Below are 20,098 nucleotides of genomic sequence, written 5' to 3' on the forward strand. Positions count from 1 at the left end.
CGAGGGAGTGGGATGGACCTGTCCGTTCCGCGGCAGCACGGCCCGATCGGCGTGCGACTCGTTCGCGCGCGCGACGCGCGCACTTTGCAGAACGAGTTGCTCTCGAACCGCTCGTGGCTGCGGCAGTGGGAGGCCACGAGCCCCGACGGCCCCGTCTCGTTCGACATGCGCCTCGGGGTGCGTCGCCTGCTCCAGCAGCATCGCGACGGGCTCGGGGTGCCGCTCGTCATGGAGTACGACGGGCAGATCGCCGGGCAGCTCAACGTCTGGGGGATCGCTCGGGGGTCGCTGTCGTCGGCGACGATCGGATACTGGGTCAGCGAGCGGTTCGCCGGCAAGAACATCACCCCGACGTCGGTCGCCCTGGCCACCGACCTCTGCTTCACCGAACTGCGGCTGCACCGTATGGAGATCTGCATCCGGCCCGAGAACCACGCCAGCCTGCGCGTGGTCGAGAAGCTCGGTTTCCGTTACGAGGGGCTCCGCCGCCGCTACATCCACATCAACGGCGACTGGCGCGATCACTACGCCTTCGCCCTGGTGCGCGAGGAAGTGCCCGAGGGCGTGCTCGATCGATGGGCCGCGGGGCGCGCGCCGCAGGACGCCGCGACGATCCCTCCGGCCGACCGTCTCCACACCTGACCCGATCGGTGAACGCGGCCCTCGCCCGGTCGCAGCGGGCTTAGCCTGACGCTATGCAGGCAGGCTTCCACTTCTGGAACTTCACCGTCCCCGGCGCGCCCGGATCGCTTCCGGCCGTCCTCGCCGAGACCGCGCGCACCGCCGAACAGGGCGGGTTCACCCAGTTCACCGTCATGGACCACTGGTTCCAGATGGAGGCGGCGGCTCCCGCGACCGAGCCGATGCTCGAGGCGTTCACGACCCTCGGGTTTCTCGCCGGGCAGACCTCGTCGATCCGGCTCGGGCCGCTCGTGGCGGGTGTGACCTACCGCTACCCGGCGCTGCTCGCGAAGATCGTCACGACCCTCGATGTGCTGAGCTCCGGGCGCGCCATGCTCGGCATCGGCGCCGCGTGGTACGACCGCGAGCATCGCGGTCTCGGCGTGCCCTACCCCGCGATCTCCGAGCGCTTCGAGCGACTCGAGGAGGCGCTGCAGATCGCGCTCCAGATGTGGAGCGACGACGACGGGCCCTACCGCGGAACGCACTTCCAGCTCGACGAGACCCTCAACAGCCCGCCGTCGATCCAGCGCCCGCATCCGCCCATCATGATCGGCGGCAAGGGCGAGAAGAAGACGCTGCGCATGGTCGCCCAGTACGCGCAGATCCTGAACCTCACCACGGCCGAGCCGAGCGAGGTGGCGCGTCTCCTCGACGTGCTGCGCGGGCACTGCGACCGGCTCGGCACCGATTACGACGCCATCGAGAAGACCGTGATCTCCGGCTCGCGCGACCCGTTCTCCGACGACTTCCTCCGCGACATGGAGAAGCTGTCGGATCTCGGGGTGACGATGGTCGTCCTCGGGCGCAACCCTGCCGACCCCGACCCCGTCGGCCAGGTCGAGCGCATCGCCGACGAGGTGCTGCCGAAGCTCGCGTCGCTCTGACACGCGGCGAATCCGCAGCATCCGCCCCGCGACACGGCGTCGGGTTGCGGGGTGAGGCGCATACCGTCGCATACCGTGGTGCGCATGGGTGGACAGGTGTTGGGCGGCGGCGTGATCGTCTTCGTCGCCGTCGCGCTCTGGCTGGTGTATCTGCTGCCGTCCTGGCACAGCCGTCATCAGTACACGTCGGCCGAGCGCAACGCGGTGCGCCTGAACCAGGCGATCCGCGTGCTGGCCGAGACGAGCGAGACGCCTGAGGAAGTGCGCCTCGAGCTGAACGCGCGCACGGCGCTCGCTCAGCAGAAGCTCGCCCGCCGCGCTCAGGAGCAGCGCGCGCACGCCGAACTCGCGGTCGCTCGCGCCCGCCTCGACGTCGAACGCGAACGGGATGCTGCGGAGCGCGAGGCGGCCAAGGCCGAACTCGCGATCGCCCGCGAAGAGGCCCGCGCCCGCCAGGCCGAGGCGCGTGCCCGCCAGGCCGCGACGCACGCCCTCCCCGAAGCGCGCCGCGCGCGCGCCCGCCGCCGCTTCCGGCTGGCCACGACGATCGTCGCGCTCGTCGCCCTCGCCGTCACGGGCGTGGGTATCTGGCAGGCCGTGGTCGCCGCATCCGTCGCTCTTCTGTGGACCGGCGTCGCCGCGACCGCACTCTGCGTTCTCACCCTTCACCGGCTCTCGCGCGTCGCCGCCCGCTCGGTCGCGCGCCCGGCCGTCGCACCCGCCGCCCGTGTCGCCGGCCCCGTGCAAGACGTGCCGCTCGACGTCGCCCGCGTCTCGGCCTGGACGCCGCGCGATCTGCCGCGTCCGCTCGTGTCGTCGGCGGGCTCGCGTGCCGCCGCCGTGCTCGACGAGCAGGCTGCGCGCGACGCCCTTCGCGCCGCCGCCCGCGAGGAGGCTATGCGCGAGCTCGCCGAGAAGCAGGCGCCGCCCTCGATCGACACCGCCCGCGTCGCGCGCCAGTCGGAGTTCAGCCGCATGGGCTACGTCGACGACGCCGAGATCGAAGAGCACGTCCGCCACCTGCTGGAGCGCCGCGCCTCAGGCCAGTAGCGGGTCGCCCATGGCACGTGCGGGCGTTTTCACCGTGATAATGTTGGTGAGTTCTCGGGCCTGTAGCGCAGTTGGTAGCGCGCCTCGTTCGCATCGAGGAGGTCAGGGGTTCAATTCCCCTCAGGTCCACCAGAACGACAGAAGGCCCCCGGTTCGCCGGGGGCCTTCTTGCATGCGCGGGCCGTCGCCGGCGGTGTTGCCGGCGGAGGAGATCTCACGGGCGGAGGATGCCCGGGGGCCGCATCGTCCTCCCGTCGTGAGGTTTCCTCCGCCTGTCGCGCGGGGGAGGCGGTAGCGTCGCATCCGTGACGACCCTCTCGACCGATGCCGTGACCCAGTTCGCCGTTCTCGACGCCCTTCTCGCGGGCACGTACGAGTCGGGCATGACCGTCGGGTTCGCGCTCGAGCACGGAGACTTCGGGGTCGGATGCTGCGACCGCCTCGGCGGCGAGGTCGTCGTCGTCGACGGGGAGGCGTTCGAGTGCACCGTCGACGGTCCGCCGGCACGGATGGCGGACTCCGCCACGCTCCCGTTCGTCGACATCGCGCCCCTCGCGGAGACGGAGGCGAGCGACGTCGGCGGGGTAGACCTGGCGGGCTTCACGGCCGCGGTCGAGCACCGCCTCGTCAGCCGCAACCTCTTCCACGCGGTGCGCTTCGACGGGGTGCTCGCGCAGGTGCGCATCCGGGCGACGCCTCGCCAGCACCACCCGCTGCCGCCGCTGGACGAGGTCACCCGCACGCAGGTCGAGACCGACCTGGTCGAGCGGCGAGGCACCCTCGTCGGATTCTGGGCGCCGGCGATCTACCAGGGGATCGCGGTCGCGGGGCTGCACCTCCACTTCCTCGCCGACGATCGTCTCGCCGGCGGACACGTGCTCGAGCTGACGGCCGGAGCGGGCGAGCTGCGCGTCGCCGCCTACGCGCGCTTCCACCTGCACCTGCCGGTCGACGACCTGTTCCTGCGCACCGAGCTCACCCACGACCGCGACCACCGCATCGTCGCGGTGGAGGGCGGCGTCGGAGCGCGCTGACCGCGCAGCATCCGCCTCTCGTCGGTGTCTCGCGCCGCTCTGGGCTGAGGGGATGACCGATGCGCTTCCCGCCCGCAGTCAGCTGGTCGCCGCCCGCTTGCGCGAAGCGGGCATCACGGGTGAGATCCGTGTGCTGCCGGATGCGGCGTCGACCGCGGCCCTCGCCGCCGCAGCTCTCGGCGTCGAGGTCGGGGCCATCGCGAACAGCCTCGTCTTCCTCGGCGACGGCGAACCCCTGCTCGTCATGACCAGCGGCGCCCACCGCGTCGACACGGCCGCTCTGGCGGAGCGGCTCGGCCTCTCACGCATCGCCCGGGCAGGCGCCGATCAGGTGCGCGAGGCGACGGGCCAGGCGATCGGCGGCGTCGCGCCGACCGGCCACCCCGCGCCGATCCGCACCGTCGTCGACGAGGCGCTAGCGGAGTATCCGCAGCTCTGGGCGGCCGGCGGTACGCCGCACACCGTCTTCCCGCTGACGCTCGACGAGCTCGTGCGCCTGACCGGCGCGCCGGTCGTCAGGGTCGACTGACAGGCCGCCTCGCGAAAGCGGGGACACCGGTCGAGGTCGGTGCCGTTGATTGCTCAAGAGCACCGACCTCGACCGATTCGCCCGATTCGGAGAGGTGCGCGGGGTCAGCGGGACAGCGCCTGGAGGCAGGTGATGGCAGCCGCCGCCGACCACGCCTGCGGGCGGCAGGCGGCGGGGTAGGGCGTCGGCACCGACGACTCGGTCGACGGGTCGCCGGAGTGCAGCTCGGGCACGCGGTAGGCGAAGCCCTCGGCGGCGTTGAGAAGTCCGTCGACGACGGCGCGGGCCTGATCGCCGAGGCCGGCGCGCAGCATCCCGTGCACGGTGATCGCGGTGTCGTGCACCCAGACGCTCCCTCCGTGGTACGACAGCGGCCAGTAGCCCGCAGCCCCGGTCGACATGGTGCGGATGCCGAAGCCGCTCGAGACGGACGGCGCGAGGAGCAGGTCGGCGACGCGGCGCTCGTCATCGGCGTCGAGGATGCCCGTGCCGAGCAGGTGGCCGATGTTGCTCGTGAGTGTGTCTACGGGGTTCTTCGCGTGATCCAGCGCGATCGCGGGGTAGCGGCCCTCGGGCGTCTCGACCCAGTAGGCCTCGGCGAACCGGGTCTTCAGGTCGGCCGCCCAGGTGCGCAGCCCCGTGGTGTCGTCGGTGTCGTCGCCGAACGCGTCGAGCAGGTCGGCGCCGGCCAGGGCGGCCTCGTAGGCGTAGCCCTGCACCTCGCAGAGCGCGATGGGGCCCTCCGCAAGCCGCCCGTCGCGCCACTGGATCGAGTCGCCCGAATCCTTCCAGCCCTGGTTCGCCAGGCCGGTGCCGAGGCGGTCGATGTAGTCGAGGAAGCCGTCGCCGTCGCTGTCGCCCGACTCGCGCAACCACGTCAGAGCCCCGCGGAGGGCGGGGAGCAGGTCGCGCACTTCGTCCTCAGGCATGCCCGCGCGCCAGGCATCGGCGAGGAGGCAGATCCACAGCGGCGTCGAGTCGACGCTGCCGTAGTACAGCGGGGGGAGCACGATCCCCTCGCCGGGGATCTCGAGGGCCGATCCGCGCAGCTCGTGCAGGATCTTGCCCGGCTCCTGAGCGGTCGCCGGGTCGTCCTTCTCTCCCTGCAGGCGGGCGAGCACACGCAGAGTGGAGGCGGCCACTCGCACGTCGAGGGGGAGGGCGAGGCGTGCGGCCCAGATCGAGTCGCGGCCGAAGAGCGTGAAGAACCACGGCGCACCGGCCGCGTAGAACTCGTCGCCGGGGGCACCCGGCAGGGCCAGACGCAGGGCGTCCAGATCCCCGAGAGCGGTCTCGAGCCATCGGCCGAGGCGGGGGTCGGGGGCGGATGCGGCGACGGACGCAGCGTCCCACGGGGCGGCCGATGCGGCTGTCTGCACGACGAGAGCAGCATCGGCGAGCTCGATCGACCACTCCACGCTCGCGCTCCCGCGCGGATCGAGGTCGAGGTGCCATGTCGCGACGACCTCGCCGTCGTCCTGGCTGACGCGGGCGCCGGGGGCGGAGAGCGTGAACGAGGGGGATCCGCCGGTGACGGTGGCCGTCGCATCCGCCGTCTCCACGCGCGTCTCGCGCGGGCGGTCGACGCCCGACTTCACCTCGTGCAGCAGAGCGAAGTCGGGGGTGAGTCGCAGCACGAGGTCGGTCGCCCGTGCCTCGGCGATCTGCGAGCGGAGGGTCCACGTCTCGGTGATCCGGCCGGCTCCCACGCGGCGCTCGCGAAGGATGCGCACCTTGGGGTCGGGGGTCGGATCGTCCAAGCCCCGCAGCAGTCCGCCGAAGACGACGCGCGAGGGGCCGTCGGGCGCGACCGAGATCCACTCGATGGTCGACCCGTCGCACGTCAGCGCGAGGGAACGGAGGTGCCGCACGTCGCCGTGGTAGACGCCGTCGATGGCCGCGTCGCCGATGTCGCCGCTGCGCCCCGACCAGACCTGGGTAGGGGCGCGCAGCGCGATGATGGCGTCGCTGAGCAGCGGCTGCAACGGCCGCGGCGGAGCCTCGGCGCGGTTGTCGATGTCGGTGATGGGGTGCGTCATTCCTTGACGGCTCCTTCGCTGGAATTCATGATGCGGCGCTGGAAGATGAAGAACATCACCGCGACGGGGATGGTCATGATCGCGGCCGCCGCGAGCTTGATGGGGTATTCGTTGCCCTGGCTGAGCTGACCGCTGGCGAGGGCCGCCACGCCTTTCGTCAGGGTCGTCAGCTCGGGCGATTGGGTCGAGACGATGAAGTGGCTCAGCTCGTTCCACGACCCCTGGAACGACAGGATCACGATGGTGATGAGCGCGGGCCGTGCCATCGGCAGCACCACCGACCAGAAGACCCGGAAGGTGCCGGCGCCGTCGATGCGGGCCTGCTCCTCGACCGACGGGGGGATCGACTCGAAGAAGTTCTTCATGATGAACACGCCCGCCGCGTCCACGAGCAGCGGCAGGATCATGCCCGCGTACGAGTCGTAGATGCCGAGCTGGTTGATGACGAGGAACTTCGGGATGAGCAGCACCACGGCCGGCACGGCCATGACCGCGATGAGGGCGGCGAAGATGAGGCCTCGACCGCGGAACGTCAGCCGCGCCAGCGCGTATCCCGCGAGGGAGGCGAAGAACACCCGACCGGCCGTGACGAAGATCGTCACGATCGCCGAGTTCATGAACCACACCGGGAAGTCCGACTGGCCGAAGAGACGCTCGTACGCGGCGACGGTGAACGGGTTCGGAATGAGGGAGAGCGGGTCGGCCGTCGCATCCGCGTTCGTCTTGAAGCCCGTCGCCACCTGTACGAGGAACGGAGTGATGTAGACGAGCGCCAGGAGGATCAGCACCGCGTAGAGCACGAGTTGCCACGCGAGCACCTTGCGGGGAAGGCGCACGCGGCGCTTCGACGGGCGCGCGGCTTTCGCCTGCTCGCGCTGCTCGACCAGCACGGTCGACGGGGCGGGGGTGGTGCCGCTCATCGTGCACCCTCCTTCCGGCGCGGAGCCCCGGGCACCTCGTACTGGCGCGCACGGCGGCGCGACACGGGACGGTCGCGGAGCACCCAACGCTGCAGGATCGTGAAGAACACGATGATCACGAACAGCACGAACGCGATCGCCGCCCCGCGCCCCCACTCCTGCGAGAGGAACGCCGACTCGTAGCTGAGGTAGGCGGGCGTGACGGTGGTCTTGCCGGGCCCGCCCTGGGTTCCGGTGTAGATCTGATCGAACACCTGCCAGCATCCGATGAGACCGAGGGTCAGCACGGTGAACAGCGCAGGCTTCAACTGCGGCAGGGTCACCCGCCAGAACCGCTGCCAGGCGTTGGCGCCGTCCATCATCGCGGCCTCTTCGACGTCGCCGCCGATGTTCTGCAGGCCCGCGAGGAAGAGCAGCATGAACGTGCCCGAAGTAGTGAAGACGGCCATCAGCATGAAGGCCGACATCGCCACGGACGGTCCGGCGAGCCAGTCCCACCACGACAGTCCGAGGAAGCTGTTCCCGGTGAGAGCGGCGGGGCCGGAGCTGATTCCGAACGCGCCGAGGATGTTGTGGAGCACACCGCTGGGCTCGTTGAACCAGTTCGGGCCGTTGACGCCCACCCACGAGAGCACCTCGTTCACCGCGCCGGAGGCCGAGAAGAGGAAGAGCCACAGCACCGTGATCGCGACCGAGCTCGTCACCGACGGGAAGTAGAACGCGGTGCGGAAGAAGCCCCGCCCGCGCAGCACCGCGCGGTTGACGAGCAGCGCGAGGAACAGCGACAGGGCGGTCTGCAGGGGCACGACGAGCAGCACGTACCAGGCGTTGTTGCGCAGCGCCGTGCCGAAGTCGCGCTCGGCGAGCCCGCCGCCCGTGGTGATCTCGGCGTAGTTGTCGAGGCCGACGAAACCGACGGAGGGGGAGAGGGGGCTTCCCCGGCCGTTCCAGTCGGAGAAGCTCACCCACAGCGCCATGAGCACCGGGACGAGCAGGAACACGCCGAGGATCACGAGGACCGGGAGCGTGAAGAGCCACCCGGCGGCGGCCTCGCCGCGCCGGATCCCCTTTCCGGAGGATCCGGCGCGACGAGGCCCGCCCTGACGGGCGGCGTCGGGCGCGGTGGCCAGAGCGGTCATGTCCGACCTATTCGACGATCGCTTCGAGGTTGGACTGCGCCGTGTCGAGCATCGCCTGCGGGTCGCCGGTCTTGAGCGATTCCAGCTGGGCGTTGAAGTCCTTCACGACATCGGCGGCACCCGCCATGTTCGGCGGGAACTGGGCGTACTCCGCGCCGGCGAGGAACGCCTCCAGCTCGGGGTTCGCCTGCGTCCACGCGTCGGCCGCCGACTGGATCGAGGGCATCGGCCCGAAGGCCTCCGAGAACGCGAGCTGCTGGTCGGTGCCGGTCAAGTACTCCACGAGGTCGCGGGCGGAGTCCTGGTTGGGGCTGTCGGCGGCGATGCCCCAGCAGTTGGTGAACTGCAGGGTGCCCTTGCCGCCCGGTCCTTCGGGGAGCTCGGCGACGGTGTAGTTCACGTCGGGGTAGTCGTTCGTGAGGGCGCCCGTGATCCAGTTGCCTTCGATCGTCATCGCGGCCGCCCCCGTGCCGAACGCCTCTCCGCCCCAGCCCGCGCCGAGGTCGGTGGCGAAGGCGAACGAACCGGCGTTGAGCTGGTCTTTGACGTAGGTGAGCGCTTCGACGTTCTCCGAGCTGTTCGCGACGGCCTGCCCGTCGACGACCATTCCGCCGCCGGCCTGGGCCATGAACGCTCCGACCCGCTGGTACTCGGCGCCGAAGGCGAGACCGACGTGGCCGTCGGCGGTGAGCCGCTGCGCGACGGAGGCCAGCTCGTCCCAATTCGTCGGGACGTCGGCGGCGGTGAGACCCGCAGCCGCCCACATGTCGGAGTTGATGATGAGCGCGAGGGTCGAGAAGTCCTTCGGTGCGCAGAAGAACTGGCCGTCGAGGGTGAAGTTCTCCACGAGCGACGGGTAGAAGTCGTCCTTGTTCGCGAGGTCGTCGCCGTACGCCGCGATCGAGCCGTTCGCGGCGTAGCCGGCGAGGGCCTCGGGCGCGAGGTAGAACAGGTCGGGCGGCGATCCGGCGGCGAAGCCCTGCGAGAGCTGCTGGGGGAGATCGTTCGCGGTCTGCACCGACGCGTCGATGCCCGACTCCGCCGACCAGGCGTCGACGGCGGACTGGACGGCCGCCGTCTCGGCGTCGCCCGAGGAGCCGATGAGGATGCTGAGGGATCCGCCGCCGGCGGCCGATCCGGATTCTGCGGGGTCGGAGAATCCTGATCCGCAGGCGGTGAGGGCCAGGGCGCTCGCGGTGAGCAGAGCTCCTGTCCCGATGAGTGCGCGGGTGTGCCGTGCCATGTGTCTCTTCTCCTTCGACGAGGCATGTGAGGGTAGTTTGAACGATCAAACCACTCCGGTTCGTCTAAGGTACGGATGCGCCCGGGCAGATGTCAAGGCGCCGAGTGGTCACCGTAAGATGACGATTTGAACGATCCCACCGGAGGTTTCTCATGACGAAGGCGCCCACCGTCGAAGACGTGGCCCGCGTGGCCGGGGTGTCTCGTCAGACGGTCTCGAACGTGCTGAACAGTCCGGAGATCGTGCGCGACGAGACGCGTCACAGGGTCGAGGCGGCGATCGCCGGCCTCGGCTATCGGCCGCACATGGCCGCGCGCCGCCTGCGCACTCGACGCAGCTCGACGATCGGCATCCACCTCGATTCCTACGCCGGCGGGATCTCGGGGGTCGTGCTCGACCGGTTCGTCCACGCGCTCACCGACCGCGCCGACGAGCGCGCGATGCGCGTGCTCCTCTATACCGCGCGCTCGCCGGAGGAGGAGATCATCCGTCTTCGCGACCTGCACGAGGGCGGCGAGGTCGACGCGGTCGTGATCACCGGCACGTTCCACGGCGATCCGCGCACCGACTGGCTCGTCGAGCGCGGACTCCCGTTCGTCTCGTTCGGCCGCCCCTGGAGTGCGGACGACGTCGCACGACCCGCGCACCTCTGGGTCGATGTCGACGGCGCGGCCGGCACGAGGGACGCGACCGCCTACGCCGTGTCGATCGCCGGCCCGCGGGTCGCCTTCCTCGGATGGCCGACGGGTTCGGGAACCGGCGACGATCGCGAGCGGGGGTGGCGAGAGGCCTCGGCGCACTCGGGCGCGCACGGTCCGCGCTGGATCAGCGAGGATCGCGTCGACGTCGCCCGCGCGGTCGTCGGGGCCGCGCTCGCCGACGACCGCGTCGACGCGATCGTCTGCGCGAGCGACTCTCTCGCGATCGGCGCGCATCTCGCCGCGGCCGCGGCCGGGCGCCCCGATCTGCTCGTCGTCGGCTTCGACAACACCCCCACCGCCGAAGCGCTGGGCCTGTCGAGCGTGGAGCAGCTGCCGGAGAAGGTCGCGGCCGGCGCGCTGGACCTGCTGATGGGCGAGACCGGCAGCGTTGTCGCGCCCCGGCCCGCAGCATCCGGCTCGGCCCACGTGCTCGTCGAGCCGCTCCTGGTCACGCGCTGACCGCGGCTGAGGGCGCCGTCGTCGGCCCGGTGCTTGTCCGGCGGTGACTGCTGAGATATTGTCTGTTTGTCAGACAGCTCAACTCACGACGGATGATGGAGTCCCCATGGCAGCGGAAGACCTCTACGAACTGGGCCTCGCCAAGCGCAAGAAGGTGCTGGGCGCTCAGCACGTGGAGCGCTCTCTCGAGGCTGCGAGCGACTTCACGCGAGACGTCCAAGAACTCGTCACGGAGTACTGCTGGGGGGCGGTCTGGACGCGGGACGGCCTCGATGACCGCACGCGCAGCATGCTCAACCTGGCGATGCTGACCGCCCTCAACCGCGGACACGAGCTGGGCGTCCACGTGCGCGGAGCGATCACGAACGGTGTCACCGAGCAGGAGATCAAAGAGGTGCTGATGCAGACGGCGATCTACTGCGGGGTGCCGGCGGCGCTGGAGTCTTTCCGCATCGCCGAGTCGACGCTCTCCGAGCTCCGCGCGGCCGATGACTGACGCCGACCGGCGGGTCGGCTTCGTCGGCCTGGGCAAGATGGGTGCCCCCATGGCCGCCCGGCTCGCGCGGGCGGACTGGGAGGTTCGGGGGTACGACCCCGTGGAGAGCGCGCGCACGGCGCTCTCGGCGGTCGGAGGAGTGCCGGTGACCTCGGCCGCCGACACCGCGGCCGACACCGTCGTGCTGATGCTCCCCGACTCGAATGTCGTGGAGGCCGTGCTGTTCGAGGGCGGTCTCGTCGAACAGCTCGCTCCGGGCTCCCTGGTGATCGACATGTCGTCGTCCGCGCCGCTACGCACCCAGGCCGTCGCCGAGCGACTCGCAGAGCACGGGGTCGGCCTGGTCGACGCGCCCGTCTCGGGAGGCGTCACCGGTGCTGTCGCGGGGACGCTGACGATCATGCTCGGCGGGTCCGAAACCGACGCGGAACGAGCATCGCTGGTGGTCTCGCACCTCGGGCGCGTCCGGCACGTGGGTCCGGTCGGAGCGGGCCACGCGCTGAAGGCGCTCAACAACCTGCTCTCGGCGACGCACCTCTGGGCGACGTCCGAGGCGATGCTGGTCGGTGAGCGATTCGGACTGGATGCGGCGACGATGCTCGCGGCGATCAACACGTCGAGCGGCCGCAGCGGTTCGACGGAGAAGAAGTGGCCGGACTTCGTGCTCCCGGGCGGGTTCGATTCCGGATTCAGCCTGGCGCTGATGCTGAAAGACATGAAGATCGCCACCGACCTGGCGCACAGCCTCGACATCCCCGTCGAACTCGGGGACGCCGCCGTCGGACGCTGGGCGGAGGCATCGGCGAACCTGCCCTCGGGTGCCGACCACACCGAGATCGTCCGCTGGCTCCGGGCATCCGCTGCATCCGACTCGCGCGCGGTCTGACGCGAGCCTGCACGCATCCCACGTCTGAGAGGAACACCCATGGCGAACCCCACGATGGACGCCGCGCGTCTGGACGAGCTTGAGAGGGTCATCCGCGCCGACATCGACGGCGGCCGGTACTTCGGCGCCGCGCTGAAGGTGTCGCGACACGGGCGCACGGTTCTCGACATCGCCGTCGGGCATGCCGACCCCGAGCGCACCCACCCCATCACGACGGATTCGGTCTTCAGCGTCTTCTCGATCACGAAGGCGTTCGTGAACGTGCTGGTGCTGCGCGCGGTCGAGCTCGGGAGGTTCGCCCTGACGACGCGCATGTCGGAGATCGTCCCCGAGTTCACCGGGCAGCCCCGAGAACGCGCCAGCATCTTCCACTTCCTCACGCACACGACCGGCATGCCCGGCGTGTGGGAGCCGGTGCCCGGCCTGCTCCTCGAAGAGCTGCACGAAGCCGTCGAGGCGGTGATCGGGCATGTCCACGGCTCGGTGGAGCCGGGATCGCGCTGCGATTACGCGCCGATGGCCAACCACGTGCTGCTGGCGGAGGCCCTGCGGCGGACCGATCCCCGCGGTCGCTCGATCGGGCAGATCCTGCGCGAGGATCTGTGGGACCCGCTCGGTATGACCGACACCAACCTGGGCATCCTGCCCCACATGCGCGACCGCCACGTCGTGCCGCAGATGCGGGGTGTGCTACCTATCACGTCGAAGTCGCGCACGAGCCCCGGTGACTACGGCCTCTATACCGCCGAGCGGAACGAAGCGGTGTGGGCGGGCTCGGCGTCGACGACCGGCGATCTGCAGCGCTTCATGGAGATGCTGCGGCGCGGCGGCGCACTGGAGGGGGTGCGGATCCTCTCGCCGCAGACGGTCGCCGCGGCGCGACGCGTCTGGACGGCGGATCTGCCGAACGAGCTCTACCGCACGGTCGCGCTCCGCAACGGCGACGCGGTGCCACCGGCGAATCTGGGTCTCGGGTTCAATGTGCGCGGTGACGGCATGTTCGTCACGCAGCTGGGGACGCTCACGAGCCCCGAGACCTTCGGCAACTACGGTGCGGGCACCGGGCTGGTCTGGGTCGATCCGGCGACGGATCTGTCGTTCGTCGGTTTGAGCGCGGGACTGCTGACGCAGGCGGACAACATCGCGCGGTACCAGCGCATCTCCGACATGGTCGTCGCCGCCGCGATCTGAGCGCGAAGGGTCAGCGTTCCGCGATGACGGTCACGTGGTCGAGTGCGGGCAGCGAGCGGTGACGAGCGCGCACCGCGCCGTCGTGTCCGGCGACGACCTCCGAGACGGCGGGGTCGTCGCTCAGCTCCCGCAGCACCGCGAGGCTGTCGTACATGGCGAGGAGATCGGTCTGATGCCGGAAGGGCATGTCGCGGGCGAGCTCTTCGTCGAAGTGCGTGGCGTCGCCGGCGAGCACGACGACCCCCTCGCGGGTGCGGACGAGGACGGCCAATTCCCCGGGCGTGTGACCCGGGGCCAGGATCGCCGCGATTCCGGGTGCGATGACGGATGCTTCGTCGATCGCATCGACGAGGCCGGCAGCCTCGGCGGCATCGATCACGGCGAGGTCGTCGTCGTCGACGACCGAGCGGAGGAGGCGCCGCTGCGAGCGCGCATCGCGCCAGAATGCGAGCTCGGCGACGGACGCGGTGATGCGCACGCCGGGGAGCTCGCGGAGTCCGCCGGCGTGGTCGTAGTGCGCGTGGGTGAGGATCACGCGCTCCACGTCTTCCGGTCGGATGCCGAGATCGGCGAGCGCGTCGGAGGTGGTGCGCTCGAACCGGCGGCCACGCGAGCGGGCGCCTCTCTCGGACATGCCGGTGTCGACGAGCACGGTGCGCTCGGCACTACGGAGCACCCAGAAGAAGTAGTCGATGGTCATCTCGCCGTCCGCCTCGCCGTAGAGGTCGTGGTTGAGATAGACGTGGGAGCGGAGGGTGTCGAGCGATCCCTGGTGCACCGCGAGCACCTCGTAGCGCTCGGTCGACCCGGCGCACTCGCGCAGCATCCGTGCCGCGGGAGACCGATCGTGCATCCCCGTCGAGGCCGTCATCGTCCCAGCGTACGCGAGAACGGTGCGAGCTATCCACCTATCAGACAGGTCAATCCGCGAGGATCTACAGTGGAGCCGATGGACGGTCGAGGAGGACGAATGGACAACGACGAGATGCGGGTCGTGGTCGTCACGGGAGCGGGCCGAGGGATCGGTGAGGCCATCGCTCGCCGGCTCGTCGACGACGGCTGGTTCGTCGTCGCCGTCGACCGTGATGCGGCATCCGTGGAGAGGCTCAGCGCCGACGTCTCGCCCGAACGGCTGCGGGGTGTCGCCGTCGACGTGACCGACAGGGCGGCGGTGTTCGAGCTCTTCGCCGACATCGACCGGGATCAGGGCCGCGTCGACGCGGTCGTCAACAATGCGATGTGGGTGCGCTATGCCCCGATCGTCGAGATGACCGAGGAGCTCCTCGACGGCATGTTCGCCATCGGACTCAAGGCCGCGTTCTGGACCACTCAGGCGGCCCGTCCCGCAATGGTGCGCCGGGGGAGCGGTGCGATCGTCAACGTCTCATCGCCGGCGGCCACGCGCGGGTTCGACGGCAGCAGCGCATACTCCGCGGTGAAGGGGGCGGTATCGAGCTTCACATGGCAGGCGTCTCGTGAGCTCGGGCCGGAGGGCATCCGGGTGAACGGGATCATTCCCGGCGCGGTGCCCACACCCGGTGCCCGCGCGGTCGTGGACGAGGAGGGGTACGAGATCCGCCGGACCATGAACGGCCTGCGCCGACTCGGGACGCCGGAGGACATCGCGGCGGGCGTCGCGTATCTCCTCTCGCCGGATGCCGCCTACGTCAACGGGCATCTCCTGAACGTCGACGGCGGCCTCTAGCTGTCGCTGCTCCGCGAGAGGAGGTCGTGCGCGGTGGCCATCACCCGCGCGGCGTTCTGGATATGCAGGGCGGCCTCGCGCTCGGCCGCAGCGGCGTCGCCCGACTCGATGGCCCGGGCGATGCGCGCGAACTCCTCCAGTGAGGCCTGATCCCTGCCCTCGACGGCGAGGGTCAGCGCCCGCAGCTGGGCGATCCGCACCTGGAGGCCCTGGACCGTTCGGTCGAGGACGTCGTTCCCGGAGCCGTGGAAGAGCGCGGCGTAGAACTCCGCCTGCGCATCGAGCACGGCCCGGCTGTTGTCGCCCTGCTCGGTCGCGGCGCGGAGGGCGTCCATCGCGGTGGAGAGGCGGTCGCGCGTGGCTGCGTCGGCGCGTTCGGTGAACAGGCGGGCAGCGAGACCCTCGAGCTGGGCGCGCACCTCATAGACGTCGCGCGCCTCGTCGAGCGTCAGTGCCCGCACGTAGGTGCCTCGCCCGTTGCGCGATTCGACGAGGCCCTCGGCCTCGAGTTGACGCAGTGCCTCGCGAACCGAGGGGCGGCTCGCGCCGGTACGCTCTGTCAGCTCGCGTTCGATGAGGAGCTGTCCGGGTTTGAGCTCGAGGTCGGCGATGGCTCGACGAAGAGTGGTCGCGATCTGGTCGCGGATCGTCGGGTGCCGCGTCACCGCCATGGACGAACCGGACGCGAGTTCCATGCGAGCCAGCATAGGCCGGGTCGAGGCTTGCGTCGGAAAGATAGCTCGCCTACTATCAGCTTGTCAGACAGCTTGGAGGCATCGTGGCCCAGCAAGAACGCGGCGCAGACGCACCGGTCGTCGTCGTCACCGGTGCCGGCTCCGGGATCGGCGCCGCCCTCGCGCGGGCGTCGAGCGCCCGCGGCTGCCGCGTGGTGGTCGCCGACGTCGATTCGAGCGCGGCACATGCGGTGGCGGCCGAGATCGGGGGCGAGGCGTTCGTGTGCGACGTGTCCGACGCATCTCAGGTCGAGGCGCTCGCACGGTTCACCCTCGATCGCTTCGGGCGCGTCGACGACCTGTACAACAACGCCGGGGTCGGCTCCGGAGGGCCGATCGACCGCATGACCGACGACGACTGGCGATGGATGCTGGGGGTCAACCTCCACGGCGTGATCCACGGCATCTCCGCTTTCCTCCCTCTCCTTCGACGAAACGTTGCCGGCGGGCGCATCGTCAACACCGCGTCGATGTCGGCGGTGTCTCCTCTTCCCGGTCTGGGCGCGTACGCGGCAGCCAAGTCCGCGGTGCTGGCGCTCAGCGAGACGCTCTCGGCCGAGCTCGCGCAGGCCGACGAGCCGATCTCCGTCTCGGTCGTGCTCGCCGGCCCCGTGCGCACGAACATCAACACCAGTGCACGCCACCGCAGCGCCGATGGCGTGCACGGGCTCGTCGACGGCGAGCTGAGCGGCCCCATCGTCGACCACATGATCGATCCCGACGAGGCGGCGCGGCGGATTCTCGCCGGCGTTGACGCCGGTCTGCTGTTCATCGCGACCCATCCCGCGCTCGCCTTCCGCCCGAGGGAGCGATTCGACGCCATCCTGCGTGCGTTCTCTCCCGTCGCCGCGGATCCCGCAGCCTCCACCCACTGACCCCGTTCCAGCCGAACCCGCTCGAAGGAGAGCCGACGTGTCCACTCCCGCATCCGCAGCCGTCCACCCAGACGTCCGCAAGAACCCCCGAGACGCCCGACGGGCCTCTCTCGGCAGCTACCTCGGCGCCACGCTGGAGTTCTACGACTTCGTGATCTACTCGACGGCGTCGGCGATCGTCTTCCCCGCGGTGTTCTTCTCCGGCATCGATCCCGCGCTCGGCATCGTCCTGTCGTACGTGACGTTGGCGGCCGGCTACGTCGCCCGCCCCGTGGGGGCCGTCGTCTTCGGGCACTTCGGAGACCGGCTCGGACGCCGCCAGATGCTCGTGGTGACGATGATCATCATGGGGGCGGCCTCCATCGGTATCGGCCTCATCCCCGGCTCGGCCGCCATCGGGGGCTTCGCAGCCGTGCTGCTGGTGACCCTCCGCGTCGTGCAGGGTTTCGCCGTGGGCGGCGAGTGGGCGGGTGCCAGCCTCATGTCGATCGAGCACGCGCAGACAGCACGGCGCGGCTTCGCCGGCGCCGTGGTGCAGAGCGGCGGTCCGAGCGGCGCGGTCCTCGCGACGCTGACGTTCTCGCTCGTCTCGCTCATGCCCCAGGAGATGCTGCTGTCATGGGGGTGGCGCATCCCCTTCCTCGCGTCGGCCGTGCTGGTCATCGTGGCGATCCTGGTGAGACTCGGCGTCAAAGAATCGCCGGAATTCGCTGCAACGGAGGCCACCGAGGGGACGCCCCGGGTTCCGCTGTTCTCGACGTTCTCGCAGAACGGCATCAGCGTTCTGCTGGTCGTTCTCACCGCGCTGTCGCCCTTCTTCCTGCAGTCGCTGACCGCGACCTTCGGATTGCAGTACGCGATCGGGAACGGCAACGAGCAGGCACCCGCGCTGTGGATGCTGACCATCAGCAACGCTCTGACGATCTTCGCGACGCTGTTCTTCGCGGCGCTCTCCGACCGTTTCGGGCGGGTGCGTCTCATGGTCATCGGGTTCGTCGTGAGCGGGGTGCTGGTCTGGGTCGCCTTCGGCCTGCTCGCTCAGCCCAATCTCGCCGCCGTGCTCCTGGCGTTCATCATCCTTCAGCCCATCGGAAACGCCATGATCACCGGACCGCTCGCCGCCTACATGGCCGACCTGTTCCCGGTACGCAATCGATTCACGGGGGTGGGAGTGTCGTACCAGCTCGCCGCGACGATCGCCGCGGGCTTCGCGCCCCTCGTGGCAACGGGCCTCATCGGCGCCGCGGGCGGGGCGACCTATCTGCTCACGTCGCTCGTGTCGGTGCTCGCCCTCATCGGCATCGTTGCCGTGCTCGCCAGTCGCCGCATCCGCGTCGAGTAACCGCGACCACTGTCGACGAGCGTTCCTGACGCCCGGCTCGAGCCTCGTCTCAGCCGGGCGTCAGCAGCGTGAACTCGTCGGGCGGCACGATGCCGACGTCGTCCCACTCGCCGTCGTTCCAGGTGAACAGCGCTACCGCGCCGGTCGTCATCCCGACGTCCTGACCCGACAGCTCGCTCACCAGGGCGCTGACGCCCGGGTCGTGCGAGACGACCGTGAGTTCGGCGGCGCCGTGGGCGCGGGCGATCGCGAGGATGCGGTCGGCGGAGGCAGCGTAGAGGTCGGCGTCTTCGACGACCGTCGTGCCGAAGGCCTCGGCGAAGGCCGCCGCGGTCGCGGTTGCACGGGCCGCCGTGCTCGAGAGCACGACCTCCGACCTCACGCCCGACCGCAGAACGCGGGCCGCCACGTCGGCGGCGTCGCGCAGACCCTGCGGGCTCAGCCGCCGCTCGTGGTCGACGAGCTCGAACCCGCCGTGCTCGGCCTTGGCGTGACGCACCACCGCGAGCTGGATCATGCGCCGACCCCCGCCGCGGCGGCGTAGACCCATGCGATACGACCGCTGGCGAGGGTGACCTCCACACGTCGGTACACGGCGACCTCGTACTCGTCGGCGGCGTCGAGCTCTTCCTCGGTGACCCACAGCACGGTGCCGACCACCTTGTCGCGGGCGCTGCCCGTGCGGCGCAGCACCGAGTGCACGGCCGACCCCGAGAGCTTCACGACCCGCGGATCGTCGACGTCGACGTCGACCGTCGTGTAACCGGGCAGCACGTCGTCCTCGCCCTCGACGAGGCGACCGAACGTGTCGAGCTGCACCTCGGGGAGCTGCAGGGTCCCGTAGGTGAAAAGCGCCTGGTCGGCGGATGCTTCGGCCACGGACATCACGCTACCGCCCCGCCCAGCACGACGTGGGCGAGAGTGAAGATGACGGCGCCCGCGAGTGCGCCGACGATCGTGCCGTTCAGACGGATGTACTGCAGGTCGCGTCCGACCATGAGCTCGATCTTCTCGGTCGTTTCGGCCGGGTCCCACCGCTGCACGGTGTCGGTGATGATCGAGGCGATGTCGTGGCGGTAGCGCTCCACGACGAAGACCGCGGCGTCGATGACCCACCCGTCGACGCGGCTCTGCAGCGCCGCATCCGTCTCGAGCCGTTCGCCGATCTCGACCAGCGCGTCGGCCGCGCGCACGCGCAGTCCGCTCTGCGGGTCGGCGAGCGCCGAGAGCAGCCCGGTCTTCGCCGTCTCCCAGGCCTCGGAGGCCAGACCCCGCACGCGTGGACTGTCGAAGACCGAGACCTTCGCGTCTTCGAGGCGCCCGATGGTGGCGGGGTCGTGCTGGAGGTTGTCGGCCAGACGCGCGAGGTAGGCGTCGATGGCGTGGCGGGCGGGGTGGTCGTCGTCGGCGCGGACGGCCGAGACGAACGAGACCGCCTCGCGGTAGAGCGTGTCGTCGATGAGCCGCACCACCATGCTCGGCACCCACGACGGAAGCCGCCGCGAGACGATGCCGTCGAAGGCCTGGGGATTGTCGTTCAGCCAGTTCACGATGTTCTCGGCGGCCAGGTCGACGGCGCCGTGGTGCGCCCCCGACTCGGTGACCTTCTCAAGCCAGCCGCCGAGCGAGGGCCCCCAGTCGGGGGCGATGAGGTGCTCGCGGGCGAGGTCGCCGATGAGCTCGCTCACGTCGTCGTCGCTGAGGGCCCCGAGCACGGCCGTGGCCACCGACGCGCCCTCCGTCGCCACGCGCTCGGCGTTGGCGCGCTGACGGAGCCAGCCGCCGAAGCGCGCGGCGAGCGGCGTGCCCTCCAGGCGGGCGCGGACGACGGGACCGGAGAGGAAGTTCGTCTCGACGAACTCGCCGAGGGTGCGGCCGATCTCGTCCTTGCGCCTCGGGATGATCGCGGTGTGGGGGATGGGGAGCCCGAGCGGTCGGCGGAACAGGGCCGTCACCGCGAACCAGTCGGCCAGCGCGCCCACCATGCCCCCTTCGGCCGCCGCGCGCACCCACTGCAGCCAGGGATAGCGCTCCTGGAACAGATAGGCGATGACGAACAGCACCGCCATGAAGACGAGCGCGCCGAGAGCGACGCCCTTCATCTGACGCAGGCCGCGCCGCCGTTCGAGGTCGGCTGGAGTCAGCAGGGCCACGGGGGTGGGGGACATGCCCTGATCCTCGCACGCG

At 70.4% G+C, this 20,098-nt stretch carries 21 protein-coding genes and 1 tRNA gene; 13 read left to right on the plus strand and 9 right to left on the minus strand.

Annotated features, from left to right (window positions below; genetic code table 11):
• Window positions 1–12: 12 nt before the first annotated feature.
• From DEU34_RS10525 to DEU34_RS10550, 6 genes are all read left to right on the plus strand, one after another.
• On the plus strand, window positions 13–642 hold the full coding sequence (locus DEU34_RS10525; RefSeq protein ID WP_121150117.1) for a GNAT family N-acetyltransferase: 630 nt from the start codon (window positions 13–15) through the stop codon (window positions 640–642).
• Window positions 643–695: 53 nt separating this feature from the next.
• The gene (locus tag DEU34_RS10530) at window positions 696–1,568 is read left to right on the plus strand and encodes an LLM class F420-dependent oxidoreductase (protein ID WP_121150118.1); all 873 of its coding nucleotides are present in this window, start codon (window positions 696–698) and stop codon (window positions 1,566–1,568) included.
• An 84-nt stretch (window positions 1,569–1,652) separates the two neighbouring features.
• Entirely contained in the window at window positions 1,653–2,618 is a 966-nt protein-coding gene (locus DEU34_RS10535; RefSeq protein WP_121150119.1) for a large exoprotein, read from the plus strand.
• A 56-nt stretch (window positions 2,619–2,674) separates the two neighbouring features.
• Window positions 2,675–2,750 (plus strand) — tRNA-Ala (locus DEU34_RS10540).
• A gap of 173 nt (window positions 2,751–2,923) precedes the next feature.
• Window positions 2,924–3,652, plus strand: coding sequence for an acetolactate decarboxylase (locus DEU34_RS10545; RefSeq protein WP_121150120.1), 729 nt, complete (start codon window positions 2,924–2,926; stop codon window positions 3,650–3,652).
• Window positions 3,653–3,704: 52 nt separating this feature from the next.
• Window positions 3,705–4,181, plus strand: coding sequence for a YbaK/EbsC family protein (locus DEU34_RS10550; protein ID WP_121150121.1), 477 nt, complete (start codon window positions 3,705–3,707; stop codon window positions 4,179–4,181).
• Between the two features lie 104 nt (window positions 4,182–4,285).
• Here DEU34_RS10550 and DEU34_RS10555 read toward each other — a convergent pair whose 3' ends face one another.
• From DEU34_RS10555 to DEU34_RS10570, 4 genes are read right to left on the minus strand one after another with little or no spacing between them, the layout of a single operon-like run.
• On the minus strand, window positions 4,286–6,220 hold the full coding sequence (locus tag DEU34_RS10555; RefSeq protein ID WP_121150122.1) for a glycogen debranching N-terminal domain-containing protein: 1,935 nt from the start codon (window positions 6,218–6,220) through the stop codon (window positions 4,286–4,288).
• Window positions 6,217–7,140 (minus strand): carbohydrate ABC transporter permease, encoded by a 924-nt coding sequence (locus DEU34_RS10560; protein WP_121150123.1) that lies wholly within the window; start codon window positions 7,138–7,140, stop codon window positions 6,217–6,219. Before DEU34_RS10560 ends, DEU34_RS10555 begins: the two co-directional genes overlap by 4 nt.
• Window positions 7,137–8,279, minus strand: a complete 1,143-nt coding sequence (locus tag DEU34_RS10565) for a carbohydrate ABC transporter permease (RefSeq protein WP_121150124.1) — start codon at window positions 8,277–8,279, stop codon at window positions 7,137–7,139. The genes DEU34_RS10560 and DEU34_RS10565 overlap by 4 nt, the downstream gene beginning before the upstream one ends.
• 7 nt (window positions 8,280–8,286) lie before the next feature.
• Entirely contained in the window at window positions 8,287–9,522 is a 1,236-nt protein-coding gene (locus tag DEU34_RS10570; protein ID WP_121150125.1) for an extracellular solute-binding protein, read from the minus strand.
• A 152-nt stretch (window positions 9,523–9,674) separates the two neighbouring features.
• Between DEU34_RS10570 and DEU34_RS10575 the strand changes: the two genes are divergently transcribed.
• The 4 genes from DEU34_RS10575 (at window position 9,675) to DEU34_RS10590 (ending at window position 13,255) form a co-directional block, all read left to right on the plus strand.
• Window positions 9,675–10,682: a LacI family DNA-binding transcriptional regulator gene (locus DEU34_RS10575; RefSeq protein WP_121150126.1), complete on the plus strand. Its 1,008-nt coding sequence runs from the start codon at window positions 9,675–9,677 to the stop codon at window positions 10,680–10,682.
• 106 nt (window positions 10,683–10,788) lie between these two features.
• Entirely contained in the window at window positions 10,789–11,178 is a 390-nt protein-coding gene (pcaC, locus tag DEU34_RS10580; RefSeq protein ID WP_121150127.1) for a 4-carboxymuconolactone decarboxylase, read from the plus strand.
• Entirely contained in the window at window positions 11,171–12,064 is an 894-nt protein-coding gene (locus DEU34_RS10585) for an NAD(P)-dependent oxidoreductase (RefSeq protein ID WP_121150128.1), read from the plus strand. The genes pcaC and DEU34_RS10585 overlap by 8 nt, the downstream gene beginning before the upstream one ends.
• A 39-nt stretch (window positions 12,065–12,103) precedes the next feature.
• On the plus strand, window positions 12,104–13,255 hold the full coding sequence (locus DEU34_RS10590) for a serine hydrolase (protein ID WP_121150129.1): 1,152 nt from the start codon (window positions 12,104–12,106) through the stop codon (window positions 13,253–13,255).
• A 10-nt stretch (window positions 13,256–13,265) separates the two neighbouring features.
• On the opposite strand, the gene DEU34_RS10595 is transcribed toward DEU34_RS10590, so the two are convergent.
• On the minus strand, window positions 13,266–14,126 hold the full coding sequence (locus tag DEU34_RS10595) for an N-acyl homoserine lactonase family protein (protein ID WP_121150130.1): 861 nt from the start codon (window positions 14,124–14,126) through the stop codon (window positions 13,266–13,268).
• Window positions 14,127–14,225: 99 nt separating this feature from the next.
• On the opposite strand from DEU34_RS10595, the gene DEU34_RS10600 reads away from it, so the two are divergent.
• Window positions 14,226–14,960, plus strand: coding sequence for an SDR family NAD(P)-dependent oxidoreductase (locus DEU34_RS10600; protein ID WP_183042434.1), 735 nt, complete (start codon window positions 14,226–14,228; stop codon window positions 14,958–14,960).
• Here DEU34_RS10600 and DEU34_RS10605 read toward each other — a convergent pair.
• Window positions 14,957–15,655, minus strand: coding sequence for a GntR family transcriptional regulator (locus tag DEU34_RS10605; protein ID WP_183042435.1), 699 nt, complete (start codon window positions 15,653–15,655; stop codon window positions 14,957–14,959). The genes DEU34_RS10600 and DEU34_RS10605 overlap by 4 nt on opposite strands.
• Before the next feature lie 83 nt (window positions 15,656–15,738).
• On the opposite strand from DEU34_RS10605, the gene DEU34_RS10610 reads away from it, so the two are divergent.
• Window positions 15,739–16,569 carry an SDR family NAD(P)-dependent oxidoreductase gene (locus DEU34_RS10610; protein WP_183042436.1) on the plus strand — a complete coding sequence of 277 codons (831 nt, stop codon included), beginning with the start codon at window positions 15,739–15,741 and terminating at the stop codon, window positions 16,567–16,569.
• A 37-nt stretch (window positions 16,570–16,606) separates the two neighbouring features.
• Window positions 16,607–17,911, plus strand: a complete 1,305-nt coding sequence (locus tag DEU34_RS10615) for an MFS transporter (protein ID WP_183042437.1) — start codon at window positions 16,607–16,609, stop codon at window positions 17,909–17,911.
• Window positions 17,912–17,960: 49 nt separating this feature from the next.
• Here DEU34_RS10615 and DEU34_RS10620 read toward each other — a convergent pair whose 3' ends face one another.
• Genes DEU34_RS10620 through DEU34_RS10630 form a run of 3 tightly spaced genes read right to left on the minus strand, consistent with a single transcriptional unit; the run spans window position 17,961 to window position 20,079 of the window.
• Window positions 17,961–18,428, minus strand: coding sequence for a histidine phosphatase family protein (locus tag DEU34_RS10620; protein WP_121150605.1), 468 nt, complete (start codon window positions 18,426–18,428; stop codon window positions 17,961–17,963).
• Complete coding sequence (locus tag DEU34_RS10625; RefSeq protein WP_259460117.1) at window positions 18,425–18,790, minus strand: gamma-glutamylcyclotransferase family protein; 366 nt, start codon at window positions 18,788–18,790, stop codon at window positions 18,425–18,427. The genes DEU34_RS10620 and DEU34_RS10625 overlap by 4 nt, the downstream gene beginning before the upstream one ends.
• 5 nt (window positions 18,791–18,795) lie before the next feature.
• Window positions 18,796–20,079 carry a DUF445 domain-containing protein gene (locus tag DEU34_RS10630; RefSeq protein ID WP_121150136.1) on the minus strand — a complete coding sequence of 428 codons (1,284 nt, stop codon included), beginning with the start codon at window positions 20,077–20,079 and terminating at the stop codon, window positions 18,796–18,798.
• Between the last annotated feature and the right edge of the window lie 19 nt (window positions 20,080–20,098).

Origin of the sequence: Microbacterium sp. AG1240 (genome assembly GCF_003635115.1) — a bacterium.
GTDB lineage: Bacteria > Actinomycetota > Actinomycetes > Actinomycetales > Microbacteriaceae > Microbacterium.

Excerpts from the sequence above, each read along its gene's own strand:
- DEU34_RS10600 (WP_183042434.1), top strand. The coding sequence starts at position 14,226 with ATGGACAACGACGAGATGCGGGTCGTGGTCGTCACGGGAGCGGGCCGA.
- DEU34_RS10565 (WP_121150124.1), bottom strand. The coding sequence starts at position 8,279 with ATGACCGCTCTGGCCACCGCGCCCGACGCCGCCCGTCAGGGCGGGCCT.
- DEU34_RS10595 (WP_121150130.1), bottom strand. The coding sequence starts at position 14,126 with ATGACGGCCTCGACGGGGATGCACGATCGGTCTCCCGCGGCACGGATG.
- pcaC (WP_121150127.1), top strand. The coding sequence starts at position 10,789 with ATGGCAGCGGAAGACCTCTACGAACTGGGCCTCGCCAAGCGCAAGAAG.
- DEU34_RS10525 (WP_121150117.1), top strand. The coding sequence starts at position 13 with ATGGACCTGTCCGTTCCGCGGCAGCACGGCCCGATCGGCGTGCGACTC.
- DEU34_RS10575 (WP_121150126.1), top strand. The coding sequence starts at position 9,675 with ATGACGAAGGCGCCCACCGTCGAAGACGTGGCCCGCGTGGCCGGGGTG.
- DEU34_RS10620 (WP_121150605.1), bottom strand. The coding sequence starts at position 18,428 with ATGATCCAGCTCGCGGTGGTGCGTCACGCCAAGGCCGAGCACGGCGGG.
- DEU34_RS10590 (WP_121150129.1), top strand. The coding sequence starts at position 12,104 with ATGGCGAACCCCACGATGGACGCCGCGCGTCTGGACGAGCTTGAGAGG.
- DEU34_RS10570 (WP_121150125.1), bottom strand. The coding sequence starts at position 9,522 with ATGGCACGGCACACCCGCGCACTCATCGGGACAGGAGCTCTGCTCACC.
- DEU34_RS10530 (WP_121150118.1), top strand. The coding sequence starts at position 696 with ATGCAGGCAGGCTTCCACTTCTGGAACTTCACCGTCCCCGGCGCGCCC.
- DEU34_RS10555 (WP_121150122.1), bottom strand. The coding sequence starts at position 6,220 with ATGACGCACCCCATCACCGACATCGACAACCGCGCCGAGGCTCCGCCG.
- DEU34_RS10605 (WP_183042435.1), bottom strand. The coding sequence starts at position 15,655 with ATGGAACTCGCGTCCGGTTCGTCCATGGCGGTGACGCGGCACCCGACG.
- DEU34_RS10585 (WP_121150128.1), top strand. The coding sequence starts at position 11,171 with ATGACTGACGCCGACCGGCGGGTCGGCTTCGTCGGCCTGGGCAAGATG.
- DEU34_RS10560 (WP_121150123.1), bottom strand. The coding sequence starts at position 7,140 with ATGAGCGGCACCACCCCCGCCCCGTCGACCGTGCTGGTCGAGCAGCGC.
- DEU34_RS10535 (WP_121150119.1), top strand. The coding sequence starts at position 1,653 with ATGGGTGGACAGGTGTTGGGCGGCGGCGTGATCGTCTTCGTCGCCGTC.
- DEU34_RS10550 (WP_121150121.1), top strand. The coding sequence starts at position 3,705 with ATGACCGATGCGCTTCCCGCCCGCAGTCAGCTGGTCGCCGCCCGCTTG.
- DEU34_RS10630 (WP_121150136.1), bottom strand. The coding sequence starts at position 20,079 with ATGTCCCCCACCCCCGTGGCCCTGCTGACTCCAGCCGACCTCGAACGG.